Source organism: Parabacteroides goldsteinii, assembly GCF_020091425.1.
GTDB lineage: Bacteria > Bacteroidota > Bacteroidia > Bacteroidales > Tannerellaceae > Parabacteroides > Parabacteroides goldsteinii.
The window spans coordinates 5,222,904-5,241,504 of the sequence record NZ_CP081906.1; the positions used below are offsets into that span (position 1 = coordinate 5,222,904).

Genomic DNA, 18,601 nt, shown 5'->3' on the forward strand with positions numbered 1-18,601 from the left:
CCCTAAAATTAACAACACACACATGAATATAGCTCCGCTATTAACATATATTTATCCGATATGTTAATTCCATAATAAACTAGTAATCAATATGAAACAAGGAACCATTTTAAGAAAAATCAATATTTTCCCTTCAATGATTAATATTTTGCAAATGCAGGTCGATATATTAACGAATTCACCTCTTATTTCTCAACTTCTCTTCAATGAAAGCTACAATATCAGCGGCATCAGGAGCCTGCAGTTTTTTTCGTATACTGGTCTTTCGAGCACGGACCGTATTAATTTGTTGTTTCATTATACAGGCTATTTCAGTAGTATCCATATTAACTTTCAGCAAACAACAAAGCTGTATTTCCCGCTCATTCAAAATATCAGTATAAGTAGCCTGTACTTTTTCAGCAAAACCATCATACAGTATATTGATTGACACATAAAAATCTTTCCAATTCACATCATTAGAACGTTGCTCTCCATAAAACAAACTATTAAATTTTTCAAGAAAGGTTTGATCTTTGTCCGATTTCTCATTGAGTTGGGACAAAACCTTCGTTATATTTAACTGCATGAGTAATGCTTTTTTTATCATTTTGTTCTTTTCTTCATCAGAAGAACCAGATAATGTAACTGTCTTATTGACATCACCGTGACTTTGATTTTCTTTTTCCATTTTTCGTAAGGTATCTACTGTTTCTTCCGCATTCGATAAATCCTGCTTCTTCTTCCATCTTTTCCAAATAATTACAACACTAAGAATAAGTCCCCCCAACAAAACAACTCCGACAATTATTACAACTGTATAATATTGTACTATATGTAATTTTTCATTCTCTTCCTGATACTTTAGATAATTATAGATTTGTTCCGTTTCTGCTAATGAACTTTTACGCTGAAGCTGATAAACAGAATCGACGCAAGTAACATATCGTTTCTGATTCAGAAATGCTGCCTCAAAATTTTTATTTGAAACTTCCATTTCTGCTAAAGCCGAATAATAAATAGCCTGCAATCCTATGTCATCTGATATTTTCTCCGTGGATTTTACATCGTCCATTAAAAAAAGCGCAGAATCGGTCTCATTCAAATATGCATGAATTTCAGCCAAAGTAATCTTTCGAGTTATCATCCAGCTGCTATCACTATCTAAAGATAAAGATTGTTGCAAATAACATTTCGCTTTCGAATACAGGCTATCTTCTTTCAAATAAACCCCTATATCATTATATATAGCAGCCATTTCTATCGTATCTTTCTGTTCGCGGGCAATATCTAATGCTTTCTCTAAATAAAAATAAGCACTGTCCCGATTTCCGTTTATTCCATATTCAGAGCCTATCGAACGCAGTAAGGTACCCGTATATTTATCTTCAGACGTTTGACCGTAAATAGCATACGATGTTTTATAAGCCTCCAGCGATTTATCAAAAGCATACTGCTTATCGTGTAACTCTCCTAAATAATAATTAGCCATCATCCCCAAAAGAGGATCGGGTATCTCTCCCGCATATTCCGCTGCTTTCAGGAAATACAATCCGGATTCAAATAGCTTTCCGGCCTCTTCATAAACACGGCCTGCATAATAATTCGACCAGCCTTTTTGAGAAGCATTGCCTTGTTCTTTATAATATACCAATGATTTTAAAATAAGGGTGGTATCACAGGATAAATCCATATAACATTTATCCTTCGCCTTCGTATACATCAACTGATAAGCGGCAAAGTCCGCCTGATTCAATGTTTCCGGATGAGGAAAAGACGATAAAAGTGCCAATGCACGATCCGGTTCATTCTCCATCAGAGAATCTGCCTGCTGTAATACTTTATCGAGTTGCCCTGAATGACAAGACAAAAGGCCAATCACAATAATAATAAGGTAAACTTGCTTAAACGGTTTCATATTCAGAGCATTTAGATCAACGATTCTCGTTATGTGGCAAATATAAGATTTATATTACATAAATACATGGATAGAATCAATTTCTTTCGCGGAATTTCAAGGTTTCCCTTTCATCGGTTAAAATAAACCCGTAATGGTTTTGAAGAAAGCAAAATTTTCTTGCAACACAGCAGTTTTATCCTTATCTTCGCTTGTCAAAGTTATTATTTCATTACCAACCAGTTACTCCATTCTCTTCTTTGAGACAAGCGTTACATTTCAGCGGCCGATAATTATCAGCCGTATGGTTGATAATTATGAACCAAACGGTTGATGATTGTCGGCCAATCGGTTGATGGTTATCAACCATTGATTAGCTGCCGTAGTAATTCTGTTTAGTACGTATAGTAAATCCAAAAACATCGGGAACTATTTTATATTTGTTCAGGAACAAAGAAACGGTTTCTCATCCTCCTTATACATATCATATATCATCCCAATAAAATAATTCATATCTTTGCCGGAAAAGTATACAAAAATCGTATGGGAATAGGAAAATGGATCGGCGGCATTATCGGATTTATGGCTTTAGGGCCTTTAGGCGCTCTGGCCGGAATCGTATTCGGCTCTTTGTTTGATGAAGGAATCAATCAGGCGGGACAGGCATACGGCGGAAGGAGTTATGAAAGTGAACCCTCCCCGGAAGACAGATACACAGGCCAGCGGAACAGCTTCCTTTTCTCCATGCTCGTAATGGCATCGTACATCATCAAAGCCGACGGGCGGATCATGCACAGTGAAATGGAGTTTGTGCGCCAGTTCCTCAGAAGAAATTTCGGAGAAATGGCCGTATCCCAGGGGGAACAGATTTTACTGAACCTTTTCGAACAGCAGAAACGCATGGATCGTGAAAATCCGATGGCTTTCAAAAATACCATCCGGGAATGCGGAACACAGATCGCATACAACCTGAGTTACGAAGAACGCCTGCAACTCCTGGCTTTTCTGGCCCAGATCGCCAAAAGCGACGGGCATGTATGCGCGGCAGAGATAGAAGCTCTCAAAGAAGTAGCCTTATCCATGGGATTATCGGACAGAGAGGTCGAGTCGATGCTTAATCTGGAGACAAATACGCTGGAAGAGGCTTATAAGGTTCTTGAAATAACACCGGAAGCAACCAACGAAGAAGTACGTGCCGCCTATCGCCGGCTTGCCCTGAAACACCATCCGGACAAAGTGGCAGCCTTAGGAGAAGATATTCACAAAGCGGCCAACGAAAAATTCCAGCGCATCAATGATGCTAAGGCAAAAATTTATAAAGCCCGGGGAATGAATTGATTTTTTTAATCGTATTTTTGCACACTGTTAGGATAATTGTATAATTAATAAAGTATCTATGTCACACGAAGCAATCGCCTGCATCCTGCAACAGGAGGCTGAAGCAGTACTGAATATCCCGGTAACCTCCGGCTATGAAGAAGCAGTAACTCTTATTGTCAAATATGTTCACGAACTGGGAGGAAAACTCATTACCAGCGGAATGGGAAAAGCCGGCCAGATTGCCATGAACATTGCTACCACCTTCAGTTCGACCGGTACGCCGGCCTTTTTCCTGCATCCCAGCGAAGCACAACATGGCGACCTGGGTATCGTGCGTGACAATGATATCATGTTACTGATCTCCAATTCCGGAAAGACACGCGAATTGCTGGAACTGGTAGAACTGACACGCGGCCTGGTGCCCGACATGAAATTTATTGTTATCACCAGCAATTCGGAAAGTTCGCTGGCAAAAGATGCCGACGTATGCCTGCTTACGGGAGCTCCGAAAGAAGTGTGTCCGCTGGGACTCACTCCGACCACTTCAACGACGGTGATGACCGTTATCGGGGATATTTTGGTGGTAGGTACGATGAAAAGGATCAATTTCAACAATAAAGACTATGCCAAACGGCATCACGGCGGTTACCTCGGATCGAAAAGCCGCGAACAAAGCAAGAACGAATAGACTATAAACAGCCCATTATATGAGAAAAGTTATTGGCATCGGAGAGACGATTCTCGACATTATCTTTAAGAACGACCAGCCGCACACAGCCGTGCCGGGCGGATCAGTCTTCAACGGATTGGTGTCGCTGGGGCGTCTGGGAGTCCCGGTTTCTTTCATCAGCGAAGTCGGCAACGACCATGTAGGTGAGATCATCCGTAGATTCATGGAAGAGAATCATATCTCGACAGAATTTGTAGACCGTTTCCCGGACGGGAAGAGCCCGATATCGCTGGCTTTCCTCGACAATGAAAACAATGCCAATTACACTTTTTATAAGGATTATCCCAAACAACGGCTGGAAGTACCGCTACCGGTCATCAATGAGGACGATATCTTTATTTTTGGCTCCTATTACTCCCTGAATCCGGCTCTGAGAGAACGGATGGTTGAATTTCTGGAATATGCGAAAGAACGGAAAGCGATCATTTATTATGATCCGAACTTCCGGAAAGCGCACGCCCATGAAGCGATATACCTCACTCCCACCATCCTCGAAAATCTGGAATATGCAGATATCGTACGTGGTTCGGACGAAGACTTCTTCAATATTTTCAGAAAGACAGAGGTAGAACGGGTCTATACCGATCATATCAAATTTTACTGTGAACGGTTCATCTCCACACACGGGGCAAATGGGGTGAATCTGTACACAGGCAAATTGTCCGAACATTTCGATACCGACATGATCAATCCGGTCAGTACTATCGGTGCCGGAGATAATTTCAATGCCGGTATCATCTACGGATTATTGAAATATAATATCGGATATCATGATCTTTCGACCATGAGCAAAGAAACCTGGGAAAAGATTATCCGCTGCGGCATGGACCTTGCGTCTGAAGTATGCCAAAGCTATGATAATTACATTTCTAAAGAATTTGCAACCTCATACCGCCAGTAGTCTTAAATATCATTAACTCCGGTACGAAAAAGGGCAGGAATTATTATCTTTGTAATGTATGTATGCTAGAAAGACGATGTTAGTAAAGATTTTTTCTCTGTTTGCTTGTGTTACGTTGATAACGGGTTGTTCCTCCAACAGTCCGGAAATACGGACGCTCTGCCTGCGCGATGATATAGGGAATTATATTCTGAAATGGGAAACCGAACCGCAAATGGAAGGTATACTTAAGATGTATGTTTCCGACGATCCCGAATCGTTCAACAGATCTCTTCCCGCAGGATATGCCAACATAAAAGACGGTGTCACGACTTATATCACCAACGATAATATGTCGCGTAAATATTTCCTGTTGTCTTTCAACGATAAATATTTCAAGACGATCGGTGCTCGCTCCGTATCGATGGACAGCCTCCAGAATCTACGGGAAATCGGTGGTTACGGGACTGCCCACAACCATAAAACGACCCGCTGGGGACAGGTATTCCGTTCCGGACAACTCAGCTCCCTGAGCGAATGGGATTCGATCCGTCTGAACAATCTGCATATCAAAACGGTTATAGACCTGCGCGGGAATGATGAAGTAGCAGCCAGTCCGCTACGTTATTCCAATGCAAACATCGTACACATCCCTATTCCCATAAAGAATATGGATCACGTAGTTGCCCGCATACAGGAAGACCGGATGCGTAAAGGAGACGGAATCCTGTTCATGCAGGACACTTATTTGCAGTACGTTACTGATTACAGCGAACAATACGCTAAGGCGCTCGATGTTTTTCTGAATAAGGATAATTATCCGATCCTGATTAACTGCTCGATGGGAAAAGACCGTACGGGTTACCTGACCGCCATACTGCTGTTTGCTCTCGGAATACCGGAAGAAACGATCATTAAAGATTACATGGCTTCCAACGAGAATATCAATATCGGACATCTGGCCTATATGGCACGCGACCTGAGTACAAATGCACAGGAAACGATCACCACTTTGGTCACTGTCAACGAAGGGTTGATCGACCTGGTCTTGAAACGGATCCGGAAAGATTACGGCTCGGTAGACAAATATCTGTCAAAAGGATTACATCTGACAGATAAGAAGCGGGATGCATTAAAAGAAATTATGTTATATTAATGTGAATCCGAATTATTTATCTACCTTTGTACCCTCTGAATTTATTATATACACATATATCACATTTTGAAAACATTTGAAGAATTAGGAGTTGCCGCCCCCATATTGAAGGCAATTCAAGAAATGGGTTACGAATCGCCCATGCCGGTACAGGAAGAAGTGATTCCTTTCTTGCTGGGAGAAGACAACGACGTAATTGCATTGGCACAAACAGGAACAGGAAAAACAGCCGCTTTCGGTCTGCCCATCCTGCAGAAGATCGATGTGACAAGATATCAGCCTCAAGCACTCATACTTTGTCCCACCAGGGAACTTTGTCTGCAAATTGCCGACGACCTGAATGATTACTCCAAATATATCGACAACCTGAAGGTGCTGCCGGTATACGGAGGTTCCAGCATTGAAAGTCAGATCAAGACGTTGAAACGTGGCGTACATGTAGTGGTAGCGACACCGGGACGCCTGCTCGACCTGATGAACCGTAAGACAGTCGATCTGGGTACGATCCGGAACGTTATTATGGACGAAGCGGACGAAATGCTAAACATGGGATTCACCGACAGCATCAATGCGATTCTGGCTGAGGTTCCCCCCGCACGTAACATGTTACTTTTCTCCGCTACAATGCCGCAGGGTATTGCCAGCATCATGAAGAAGTACATGAAGAACCCGAAAGAGATCGTTATCGGGAACAAAAACGAAGGTAACAAGAACATCAAGGATATCTACTATATGGTTCGTGCACAGGATAAATACCTGGCATTGAAGCGTATTGCCGACTTCTATCCGAACATCTACGGTATCGTTTTTTGCCGTACCCGTAAGGAAACACAGGAAATTGCCGACAAACTGATACAGGACGGTTACAACGCCGATTCGCTGCATGGCGAACTGAGTCAGGCGCAACGCGACTATGTGATGCAAAAGTTCCGTGTTAAAAACATTCAGTTGTTGGTTGCTACCGATGTTGCTGCCCGCGGACTGGACGTGGATGACCTGACTCACGTAATTAACTACGGTTTACCTGATGAAGTAGAATCTTATACTCACCGCCGTGGCCGTACAGGTCGTGCCGGCAAGACTGGTATTTCTATTTCCATCTGCCACGTAAAGGAAAAAGGTAAGATACGTCTGATCGAGAATATCATCAAGAAGAAATTCGAAAAAGGTGAAATGCCGACCGGACACGACATCTGTGAAAAGCAGCTTTTCAACCTCGTCGACCAGATCGAAAAAGTGAAGGTAGACGAAGAAGAGATCGCAACACTGATGCCGCAGATCTATCGTAAACTGGAATGGCTGGACAAGGAAGACATCATCAAACGTGTTGTTTCGCTGGAATTCAACCGTATGATCGACTATTATAAAGATGCTGACGAGATTCAGGAAGTAGACGAACGCTCGGCCCGTCTTGACCGTGCAGAACGCGGCGAACGCCGTGCCCACAATGCAGAAGAAGGTTTCTCACGCTTCTTCCTGAACTTCGGCAAATCAGACGGCTTATATCCGAACCAACTGATCGAACTGGTCAACAAATGCGTACCGGGTAAGGTTCGCATCGGCAAGATCGACCTGCGCGACAACTTCTCATTCTTTGAAGTAGAGGAAGGCGAAGCACAGCGCGTAATGGACAGCATGAACGGTTTCGAGATCGAAGGACGCCGTATCTCCGTTGAGCCTGCACAGGGCAAAGGCGAAGGCAGAAGCAGCCGGGGCGGAGGATTCAGCCGTGGAGGAAATAACTCACGCGGTGGCAGTGGTTCCAGAGGCGGTTATAAGGGTGGCGGTAGCTATAAAGGCAAACGCGACGGTGGTTTCAGCGGCAGCACAACCGACAGACGCAACAGCGAAAAACCGTGGAGACGTGAAACGTCAGACCGCAATGCCCGTAAGAAAAGATATTAATCTATATTATAGATAACAAAAAGAAGGGGCGGATCGTAATAGATTCCGTCCCTTCTTTTTATTTCAGATCAACCATTCTGCAACACATCTTCTTTTTCCGGAGCATTCGGCTCAGGAGTCGAAGCCGGATCAAACGGATTGAAGTAATAGATACCTAATGAATCCAGATATTGCAGGAAAACAGGCAACTTCTTCATAAAGAGACTGCATTCTTTTGCCTTGGCAGGTGTCCAGCCATCTTCGGCGACAGCGACAAGGCGGGGGAAAGTCATAAAGTCCAAACGTTTCTCATCTGCCACACGTTCCGTCCACAATGAGAACTGTAAGCCCATCACCTGGTCTTCATAATCTTTCGTCAGGTGAATAATAGGTTCCGGGAAACGGTAGACATCTTCGATCGCATTATAACCGTTCCACAGACGGCCCACCTTATGTTCGCCATACTGGACAAAGTCTGCATAAAACGGACGGCGCGGTGTCATAATCACATTGTAACCATTCTCCAGCGCTTTTACCAGCTGGTGTTTACGGTCATGACGCCACCACATCACAATTGCTTTATCGGGAGAAACACCGGCATCGATAATCTCGTCCCAACCGATCATGGTTTTACCTTTAGAGGCTACAATATCGGCTGCGCGTTTCACGAAATAGTGCTCCAGTCCGGTTTCATTCTGCAATCCTTTATCTTTGATGAACTGCTGGATTTCGGGATCGGTAAACCAGCTCTGGTTACCGTAATGAACCTCATCCCCACCGATATGAATATAAGGGGAAGGGAATAAAGAAACGATTTCATCGAGAACATCGCTGATAAACTGGTAAGTCGTCTCCTTGCAGGGGTGGAAAGTAAAACCGTCCCATTTGCCTTCGCCGCCACCGGACAGTTCCGGATAAGAACGGCTGACAGCGGTAGCATGTCCGGGCATATCGAATTCCGGCACTACCATAATATGACGTTCTGCAGCATAAGCTACGATTTCCTTTATCTCTTCCTGGGTATAAAATTTAGCCGGAGCTTCCGGATCATGCCAGTTACCGATAGCACCGACAGAGGTCAGCTTCGGATATTTCTTGATCTCGATACGCCAACCCGGTTCGTCGGTCAAATGCCAGTGGAAAATATTCATACGGAGGGAAGCCATAATATCCAGATATTGTTTCACCTTCTCCTTACCGAAGAAATGACGGCTTTCATCCAGCATAAAACCTCTCCAGCCATAACGGGGCTGGTCAGTGATCTTACAAGCTCTCACTGTTCCTTTTCCAAAACGGGCCAGTTGTTTCAGGGCCTCTTTCGCATAGAACAGGCCGGATTCCGAAGAGGCTTCCAGTAAAACGGATTCCTGACTGACTGTTAATGAATAAGCCTCGTCCGGCATTTTCAGTTTTTCATCCAATACCAGTCGAACCGTGCCTTTGGAAGGTGTTCCTGATAAACCCAGTCCTTTCAGTTCGGACTGTAGTTTCTTAGCCAATTCATCGGCATATCCTCCATTCCCGCTGATCGGGGAAGCCGTGCCGATTGTAAACGATCCTTTGCCTCCCGAAACCTTCGCCGGTGTGGGGAACAAAGCAAGTTGTGCAAATGCCGGCAAAGCAAGAAAAGCCAGCAATACTACAATAGATAATAGTTTTCTCATGGGATTATAATTGTTATGTTATCGTACACACCTTAGATTTGGGCAAATATATGCAATTATTCCGATACAGTTTGTATCTTTAGCCATTAAATCAAATGACAAACACATGAACAGATTGTTTCTCTTTACTCTTACACTTATCTGCCACTGTCTGATCACATCAGCGCAGGAGATAGAATACGCCCAACCGGTCAACACACCGGAAAGTTGCACTAGTATTATGGTCGGCAAGAAAGCCTCTGCCGACGGCTCGGTAATGACCAGTCACACTTGCGATGGAAATTACCGTACCTGGATGGATATTGTTCCGGCCGCCACTTATGACCGCGACACGACCGTCGCCATCTGGAACGGACGGATGCATACGGAATATCCGGGCGACCAGACCAACGTCGAGTTAAAAGGAACCATCCCGCAGGCCCGTTCCACCTATCAGTTTTTGAATACCTCCTACCCTTGCCTCAACGAAAAACAACTGGGCATCGGAGAAACGACTATTTCCGGACGGAAAGAACTGGTTAACAAGAAAGGCATGTTCATGATCGAAGAGTTGGAAAAGATCGCTCTTCAACGTTGCACGACTGCCCGCGAGGCCATTCGCCTGATCGGTGAGCTGGTCAAAGAACACGGCTATGGCGATTCCGGCGAATGTCTGACAATTGCCGACCCGGATGAAGTCTGGATATTTGAAGTCTTCGGTGAAGGGCCGGACAAAATCGGCGGTGTCTGGGCAGCTGTCCGCATTCCGGACGACCATGTCAGCGTATCGGCTAATATCTCCCGCATATCTACTTTGGATTTAAAGGATAAAGACAATTATATGGCTTCCGCCAATGTCTTCGATGTTGCCAAAAAGATGGGATTCTGGGATGGGAAAGAACCGTTCCGTTTCTGGAAGGCTTACAGCGGAGGGAACTATTTCGGCGAACTGAAATCGTTTAGCCTGCGTGAGTTCTTTATCCTGAACAGCCTTGCACCTTCCCTGAAGCTATCGTATGATTCGGAAGAACTGCCATTGAGCGTAAAACCGGATAAGCAGGTAGCCGTAACCGATGTAATGGCGCTTTTGCGTGCAACCTATGAAGGGACAGATTGGGATACGACCAAAAATCTGAAAGCCCCATCCAAAAAGAAAGACAGTTCGGATAAAGATTCTATCACCAGTCCGGCCGCCAATCCCTGGATGACAACTGATATGATCAATATGTTGAATGAGATAAAGCCCGGGACGGTCGACCGCAACCGTTTGGTAGCCGTTCCCCAATGCTCTTACTCCCATGTTATCCAATTGCGAAACTGGCTGCCTGATGCAGTCGGAGGGGTTGCCTGGTTGTCATTCGACAATCCGGGACAGAGTCCGCGTATTCCTATTTTCTCCGGTTCCACCGCACTTCCTCCCAGTTTCGGTATCTGCGGACAGCATCGCCATCGTACCGATGCCGCCATCTGGTCGTTCCGCGAAGCCAATAAACTGGCAACTGTACGCTGGGGACTGACAAAAGAGAAAATGCAAACAGCCATCGCCCATTTCGAAGAAAAAGGACAGATGGAATTACCTTTTGTTGAAGCTCAATACAAACAAATTCAACAAACGAAAGGCGATGAAGCTGCAAATGCTTATCTGACCGGCTATACTTCCGACTTTGCCAGCGCCGCCATGCAACGCTGGCGCGAAATGGCTGACGAATTCTGGAAGATGTTTGCACGAGGTTTCTAAATAACGATTACAAACTATTAAATCATATTTTATGAAAGCATTATTCATATCCTGCGCCTTGTTGCTTTCCGCACTCAGCGCATTCGCCCAAGGCTATCAGTTTACCGAAGTCGTGACAGTTCCGGCTACCCCGGTAAAAAATCAGGCAGCCACTGGTACTTGCTGGTGTTTCGCTACCACCTCATTTATGGAATCAGAGTTGTTACGCATGGGAAAGGGAGAATACGACCTCTCTGAAATGTTCATCGTACGCCAGAAATATATGAACCAGTTACAGGATAATTACCTGCGACGTGGCGAAGGAAATATCGGACAAGGCAGTCTGGCACATACTTTTAAAAATGCATACCGCCAGGTAGGAATCGTTCCCGAAGAGGTTTACAAAGGGATCAACTACAATTCCGAACGCCACAATCACAGCGAAATGGCTCAATATATGAAAGCTATCGCTGACGTTGCGGTAAAAAATAAGAAACGCAGCCCTGAATACGACAAACTGATACAAAACCTGTTCGATACCTACCTGGGACAGCTTCCGACTACATTCACTTACAAAGGGAAAGAATATACTCCCAAGACATTTGCTGAATCTCTGGGACTGAATATGGACGATTACATCGAACTGACGAGCTTCACCCATCATCCGTATTATGTAAAATTCGACGTCGAAGTACCGGACAACTGGGAACATCAGCTCATGTATAACCTGCCGCTCGACGAAATGATCGAGACAGTCGATTATGCCCTGAACAACGGTTTCACCGTATGCTGGGACGGTGATGTCAGCGAAAAAGGCTTCTCCTTCAAGAACGGTGTAGCCATCAATCCGGAAGTAAAGAAGGTGGAAGACCTTTCGAATACCGACCGCGCCCGTTTCGAAAAGATGGACGAGAAAGAGCGCCTGGAAGAAGTATACAAATTCGAACAGCCGTATCCGGAAGTAAAAGTAACCCCCGAAGTCCGTCAGGAAGGTTTCGAAGCATTCGTGACTACCGATGACCATCTGATGCACCTGACCGGTATCACCAAGGACCAGAACGGCACAAAGTATTACATCACCAAAAATTCATGGGGCACAGACCGAAATAAGTTCGGTGGCTACCTGAATATGTCGGAAAGCTTCGTCCGCGCCAAAACCATTTATGTAATGGTTCATAAAGACGCGATCCCGAAGGCTATCAAAACAAAATTAGGCTTAAAGTAAATCTGATTACAAATAAAAGAGGGTACATCCCTGGCTGATAAACATCCGGGCGGCGTACCCTCAATATTTTTTGTTCCTTCTTTCAAACTCAATCAACTCCAAACTGGTATTCAGCGACATGCCTATACTTTTCTGTTTTATCTATTAAAATGGAAGGGAAAGACGGTTGGTTCGGAGCATCCGGATATCCCTGGGTTTCGATGGCGATGCCGGCACTGGTATAATAAGGAGTACCCCCCTTTCCAATATCCGTTCCGTCCATAAAATAACCGTTATATACCTGCACAGATTGTTGATTTGTATAAATATCCATCTTTCTTCCGCTGATTTCATCTGACAAACAAGCAGCAAAATTCAATTCTCCACCACTTTCTTCGTCCAATGCATAAGCCAGGGAAAAACCTTTGCCTTTTTGTATTTGTGAATGTTCTTCTGTCAAAGACGAAGCAATAGTGTGGGGCAAACGGAAATCCAGTAAAGTATCGTTTACAGGTAATAACCGGCCCGTAGGGATTAATTCACTATCACATTCAATGATAGCAGAAGCATTCAGGGTTAGATTGTGAGATAAAACACTCTTTTTATCTGTAATACCAAAGGATGATTGCAAGTTAAAGAAAGCATGATTCGTGAGATTGACAGGTGTTAGGCGGTCGGTTGTCGCTTCGCATTCCATCCGCAGGGTATTATTATCTTTCAGCAGGTAAGTCACCTTTACTTCGAGGTTTCCCGGATAGCCTTCTTCCCCGTTTGGAGAACAGGTTGTAAATTCGACAGCTTCCTCTCCGGAAGAAGTGACAAACAGGCGGGATTTCCAGAAACGATTGTGAAAAGCGGCCATTCCACCGTGCAAATGATTACGGACAGGTTTTCCATAAGCATCATTGGAAGCCAGTAAAAACTCTTGTCCCTCTAAGGTAAAACGGGCATTATTAATTCGTCCGCAAACACGGCCCACTATCGCACCATGATATTGCTCGCCCGCCGTCAAATAACCGTCGAGCGTATCGAAACCAAGAAGAATATCCCCCATACAGCCATCACGGTCAGGTGTCCACATACTCACCCAGCGGGCACCATAATTGGTGAATTGGGCGGCAAGGCCGTTACGGTTCTTTAATGTAACCAGTTCAGCGGAAGAGGTTGAACCCTCTCCGCTGAATGCTGATGCAGACAATAAATTCATCTGACAAACCATGTATTATTGTTTTACAATCTTAAATATACGGCTTTTGAATGCTCCGTACAAGGGAAATTCCACTCCGATATTCATCAACTGACGACCGGCATAAAGACCATCCATACCTTCAATCCGGTAAGAGGCATCAGGTTCCAGACCACGCAGCTTTACCTTTTTAGAACGTTTGGTTTCCGGTATGGCATTATCCGGATATTCCGCCAGATTATACACAAACACAACTGATTCGGATTTCGGTTTATTGACGAACTGGAGTACGCTCCGGTTATGCTCGTAAGGCGATATCAGACGATAATGATCACCTTTGTGAACTGTTTCACGAATTTCTTTATAAAGAGCAATCTTCTCACGGGCAATCTCCTTTTCCTTATCAGACCATTTCGTAATATCATAACCAACGCCCAGAACACCGCACAGGGATACATCGAACTTAAATTCAAGCGGATGCCTCTGGTTATGCCAGTCTTCCTGTGTCACCCAGCTAATCATTGAATTAGACGGGAAAGCATTCAGGAAAGAATACTGGATAAACGTACGTTCCACCGGGTCTGTATTGTCGCTTGCCCAGCAGAAATCGGTACGGGCCATCATACCCAAGTCTACCCTACCGCCACCTCCGGCACAATTTTCAAACCATACTTCCGGGAATTCCGCACGCAATGTTTCAAACAAACGGTACAGGTTCTCGATGTATTTAATACGAACGGCCCGCTGTTCATCGGTCGGAGCCGACAGGAATCCAGGTTCCGTCACCCCTCTGTTCATATCCCATTTGATAAACTTGATATTGTTTTCACGTAACAACGTAGAGAAGCAGCTATATAAATACTGATAGACATCTTCGCGTGCCAGATTCAGCATCAACTGGTTACGGGTTTCATGCCGGGTGCGGTTCGGATAATGGAACACCCAGTCGGGATGCTGGCGATACAGGTCACTGTTCGGATTTACCATTTCCGGCTCTATCCAGATACCGAAATCCAGTCCCATGGCATTGATTTTCTCGATCATCGGTTGCAAGCCGTTAGGGAATTTATTCTTATCGACCGTCCAGTCACCCAGACCGCCTTTATCGTTGATACGGCCTTTAAACCAACCGTCGTCAATAACAAAGACTTCAACGCCCAAATCTTTTGCGATCTTTGCCAAAGCCAGCTGATGTTCTTCATTCACATCAAAAGTAGTGGCATACCAGCTGTTATATAAAACCGGACGAACCTGATCGCGATGAGAAGGATACAGAACTTTCTCACGGGTAAACGAAGCCAGGTTCTGCGAAACACCTTCCATCCCCCGGTTGGTATATCCGACCATCATCTTAGGAGTGATAAAACTCTTTCCGGGCTGTAGAACCAACAACTGGTCCCAGAAATTTATTCCTCCGGTAACCTGAACTTCTCCGGGAGCATACTTCTCAAAGTCCATCCGCCAGTTACCGCTATATTGTAACGAGCCGAACCATACTTCGCCGCAAGTCTCCTCCTGTTCGCCTTCGGGTCTGATTGCAAAGAAAGAGGAACCGTACGAACGCAGGTCTTTTGTCTGAATCGTCTTCAAGCCCTGTGTCAGTTTGGTTACATTCATTTGATACTCATATCCCCATCTGCCGGACAGATGCGTCAGTTCATAGGCGTTCTTCGGAAGAAAGAACGTTCCGGACTGGGCATTTTCTATTTCAATATTTCCTTTCTTTCCGGTATTCTTTATTTCTACCCATTTCTCAAGCAAATCGTATTCCGGCAGAACACGGATATATTCGGTAACAGCCAACGGATAATAGTTATCCTTCTGACGGATAACCAATGTGGCATACTCATCCTGCGTCAGCATTTCCGCCCCTTCGTAAGTGAGCTCTATATCCCTTACCCGGTCTTTAAAAACGGCTTCCAGCATCGGTGTCGTAGCAGAATAACCGCCACGGACAGTCACTTCTTCTCCCAGCGGATTCCGTAGCATGTCCGGATTCTGACTTTTATCGCCAAAATAGAACATATTCACCTTTCCCTGATCCGAAACACGGATCTGATAGATAAAAGAACGTGTTGCCAATGTCCACGACTTTCCGTCGCTGCCGGCAGTAACAGGAGATTGCTGTGCCCAAGTCATCCCTGCCATCAAAGCAAATAATACGATAAACAGCTTCTTCATAAGTTACATCTTTACATTAATCAATAAATATCTTCCGGATTACTTGCTCCCGAAGAGAGGCCGGATTTAAACAATTGAGCCAAAACATCCGATTCCATCGCACTTGACGGATCAAACGAATCACTTTTCATATATTCAAGCAAACTAAAATACAACTGCCGGGCTTCCGGACGCTGTTCCCAGTCCGACAATATATCCATTGAGCAGAAAAGCAATTTTCCTTCACCTACTTTTGCTTCAAACAGGTTTGACAAACGACGGTTATTAGCAAAGTTATCGACAACTTCCACCAAAGGGGTCACGGACGGCAAAGTATCCATAACAATCGTTTTTGATTGCTTCAGCAGCGACCACCATTGCCAATCGGTATAATTGCCTGTCGGAAAATGGGCGAATGCCGGATGGGACGCATCACAAAGGATTCCCATTGAACCTGCCTGCTTCGGAAAATGAACCGGACTCCAGAATACAGGGACAAATTTACCTTCCAACCCTTCTATCTTTTTATAGTCCGGATTATATAAAACCTTCTTTCCATCGGCAAGTGCCTTCTGAGTTTCCCGTAAATCACGGGTAACAACGACATCATCCTTCACCGGATTCAATTGGGACGGATATACCCAAATACTCCATTCATTCTTATAGGGAGTATTATCCAAAGCAACGGACAGGAGTAACCGAGCTGCTTCCTGCTGCGCCAACGGACAGGTAATCGCTTCCGGCAATCTATTCAACCCGATTGACAGCGAAGGGCAGGACATCATGCCTTTTCCTATTTCTTTTCCCTTTTCATCTTTCAGTATCCAGGAAACAGACTGATCTTTCAGTTCTTTATCTGTGAAATTAGCAACTTCGACAGACGCTGTAAAAGATTCCCCACTCGTATAAACTGCTTTCGGGAAACGAACCAGAGGTGTTACCGGCGAGCAGGCGTGACGGAATGTTTCTGCATCAGTCACACCTTTGCTATCCCAAAAGGCATCCAGCAATCCGACTAAAGCTGTTCCCTGCCCCGGGAAGTCATGCAGGTCCAATAACTGGAAACCGCTGCAACCTGCCGTTTTCATCGCACGTTCAATCTCTTCTTTATATAAGATAGCCGCCAGATAACCGGATGCTTTCAGGTAATCGTCAGCCTTATTCAATAAGCCTTTTTTCTCCAGTTCCTGCTTTACGCCTTTAAAGTTTAAAGGATCCAGGACTCCGGTATATTTATCTATCTCTTTCAGGTTAGGGAAAACAGAATATTGCCCGATCTCATGAGTAACAAGCGGAACATCCATTCCTTCGACAGAAGCGATATAGTCCTTATCGAACGAAGGAGATTGGGAATCGAATACACCCTGGCCACGTACCCAGCCTTTCTTAGTCCATTGCGTGATAAAGAAATCGTCATCCGGTTCAGGCCAGTCTCCATGTCCTCTTTCAAATGTAAAAGAAGTGGTTGTATATAAATGTCTCGGGTCCTGTTCCTTGGTATGCTTCAACAATCGGGATAAGAATTCAAAATCCGGTTGCAGTTCATTCCCCAGGCTGAAGAAACAGAAAGAGGGATGATTGCCATACTCTGCAAGTATACGGTCAGCTTCAGCATACAGGAAGTCATTTGTATGAGAATCTTCTCCCACTTTTACCGACCATAGCGGAAGCTCTACCTGTAAATAGAATCCCAATGAATCTGCCACCTGGAAAGCAGCTTCGGGCGGACACCAGGAATGGAAACGCAGATGGTTCAATCCCCATTCGCGAGCCGTAAGGAACACTTTCTTCCATCCTTCCGGTTCCATCGGAGGACGTCCGGTCAGCGGGAAGATACAACATTCGAGTGTTCCTCGCAGAAAGACCTTATTTCCGTTCAATAGCAGGTCCGATTGATTCCGGCTGAATTCGCGCATGCCAAACTTTGTACTCCTTTCCGTTTTAACCGAACCTGCATTCACCTCTAAATCCACTTTATATAAAACGGGGTTAAACTCATTCCACATTTCTATCGAGTCCCCCATTGAACAGGTTAGATTTACAAGGTTTTCGCCTGATTGAAAATCCACTTTTTGTTTAAGGGCAGATACGACCAATCCACTTTTTTGATTTTCCACCTTTACCGAGAGCAAACCTTCTGTAGCTTCACCCGTATTGGAAACTTTTCCCTTTATACGGATTTGTTTACCTGATACGTCCGGATAAACCTGCAAATTTTCGATGGAAAGGGCTTCTTTTGCTATCAGAGAGATATCGCCGATTATACCGTTCCACATAATCTGTGTTTCGTTGGTATAAGCATGCGCCATATCGTTTACAGTAATATCATGTTGTTTCCTGTTGTCCACACGAATCGTCAGTTTGTGTATACCGGGCGTCAGATAACCGGTCAGATCGAATCGATGCGGACTTATCAGGCTTTCACAACTTCCCTGCACAGGGTTATCATCTACCCAAACAGAAGTTTGCCAGATAACACGTTCGAGTTTTAGTTCTATAGACTTCCCCTCCCAATCCGATGGAATGGATATTTCCCGCGAATACCAGGCCGGACCGACATAACTGTTTTTACGAGTCAGGTGAAGAATCTGCGGTTTCTCCACTGAAGGAGGAAGTGTATTCGGAATGCCATATCCCGCTTCATCGGTCGTTCCGGGCAGCTGTATTTTATCAGCAAACGAACGTTCAAACCATTTCTCCGTTATCCCGATATCGGTACTGTCCATGGCAAACTGCCACTTGCCTGCCAAAGAAATCTCTGACGATGGCTTTTGGCAAGAAGTCAGCAACATCAGTGTTATACATATAGATAAAAAAACCTTCAACATATTTATTATTTCTTCTT

The 18,601-nt window shown here is 44.7% G+C and carries 12 protein-coding genes; 7 read left to right on the plus strand and 5 right to left on the minus strand.

The features are described 5' to 3' along the window. Positions 1-178: 178 nt before the first annotated feature. Positions 179-1,672 (minus strand): helix-turn-helix transcriptional regulator, encoded by a 1,494-nt coding sequence (locus K6V26_RS21930; protein WP_224263860.1) that lies wholly within the window; start codon positions 1,670-1,672, stop codon positions 179-181. 747 nt (positions 1,673-2,419) lie between these two features. On the opposite strand from K6V26_RS21930, the gene K6V26_RS21935 reads away from it, so the two are divergent. The 5 genes from K6V26_RS21935 to K6V26_RS21955 all read left to right on the plus strand — a co-directional run bounded on the left by K6V26_RS21935 (position 2,420) and on the right by K6V26_RS21955 (position 7,867). Then, complete coding sequence (locus tag K6V26_RS21935; protein ID WP_224263861.1) at positions 2,420-3,214, plus strand: DnaJ domain-containing protein; 795 nt, start codon at positions 2,420-2,422, stop codon at positions 3,212-3,214. Between the two features lie 58 nt (positions 3,215-3,272). After that, positions 3,273-3,884: an SIS domain-containing protein gene (locus K6V26_RS21940; protein ID WP_009860606.1), complete on the plus strand. Its 612-nt coding sequence runs from the start codon at positions 3,273-3,275 to the stop codon at positions 3,882-3,884. A gap of 19 nt (positions 3,885-3,903) precedes the next feature. Then, entirely contained in the window at positions 3,904-4,827 is a 924-nt protein-coding gene (locus K6V26_RS21945) for a carbohydrate kinase family protein (protein WP_224263862.1), read from the plus strand. Positions 4,828-4,903: 76 nt separating this feature from the next. Beyond that, a complete protein-coding gene (locus tag K6V26_RS21950; protein WP_224263863.1) occupies positions 4,904-5,962 on the plus strand; it encodes a tyrosine-protein phosphatase in 1,059 nt (352 codons plus the stop codon). A 123-nt stretch (positions 5,963-6,085) separates the two neighbouring features. Next, positions 6,086-7,867 (plus strand): DEAD/DEAH box helicase, encoded by a 1,782-nt coding sequence (locus tag K6V26_RS21955; protein ID WP_224265869.1) that lies wholly within the window; start codon positions 6,086-6,088, stop codon positions 7,865-7,867. A 68-nt stretch (positions 7,868-7,935) separates the two neighbouring features. On the opposite strand, the gene K6V26_RS21960 is transcribed toward K6V26_RS21955, so the two are convergent. Further along, positions 7,936-9,510, minus strand: coding sequence for a beta-N-acetylhexosaminidase (locus K6V26_RS21960; RefSeq protein WP_009860602.1), 1,575 nt, complete (start codon positions 9,508-9,510; stop codon positions 7,936-7,938). A gap of 106 nt (positions 9,511-9,616) precedes the next feature. On the opposite strand from K6V26_RS21960, the gene K6V26_RS21965 reads away from it, so the two are divergent. Both K6V26_RS21965 and K6V26_RS21970 read left to right on the plus strand, forming a co-directional pair. Further along, positions 9,617-11,227 (plus strand): dipeptidase, encoded by a 1,611-nt coding sequence (locus tag K6V26_RS21965; RefSeq protein WP_224263864.1) that lies wholly within the window; start codon positions 9,617-9,619, stop codon positions 11,225-11,227. A gap of 31 nt (positions 11,228-11,258) precedes the next feature. Beyond that, positions 11,259-12,431: a C1 family peptidase gene (locus K6V26_RS21970; RefSeq protein WP_224263865.1), complete on the plus strand. Its 1,173-nt coding sequence runs from the start codon at positions 11,259-11,261 to the stop codon at positions 12,429-12,431. A gap of 88 nt (positions 12,432-12,519) precedes the next feature. On the opposite strand, the gene K6V26_RS21975 is transcribed toward K6V26_RS21970, so the two are convergent. From K6V26_RS21975 to K6V26_RS21985, 3 genes are read right to left on the minus strand one after another with little or no spacing between them, the layout of a single operon-like run. Next, positions 12,520-13,617 (minus strand): aldose epimerase family protein, encoded by a 1,098-nt coding sequence (locus K6V26_RS21975; protein ID WP_224263866.1) that lies wholly within the window; start codon positions 13,615-13,617, stop codon positions 12,520-12,522. 15 nt (positions 13,618-13,632) lie between these two features. Beyond that, positions 13,633-15,777 carry an alpha-galactosidase gene (locus K6V26_RS21980; protein ID WP_224263867.1) on the minus strand — a complete coding sequence of 715 codons (2,145 nt, stop codon included), beginning with the start codon at positions 15,775-15,777 and terminating at the stop codon, positions 13,633-13,635. Positions 15,778-15,797: 20 nt separating this feature from the next. Then, positions 15,798-18,584 carry a glycoside hydrolase family 2 protein gene (locus K6V26_RS21985; RefSeq protein WP_224263868.1) on the minus strand — a complete coding sequence of 929 codons (2,787 nt, stop codon included), beginning with the start codon at positions 18,582-18,584 and terminating at the stop codon, positions 15,798-15,800. Between the last annotated feature and the right edge of the window lie 17 nt (positions 18,585-18,601).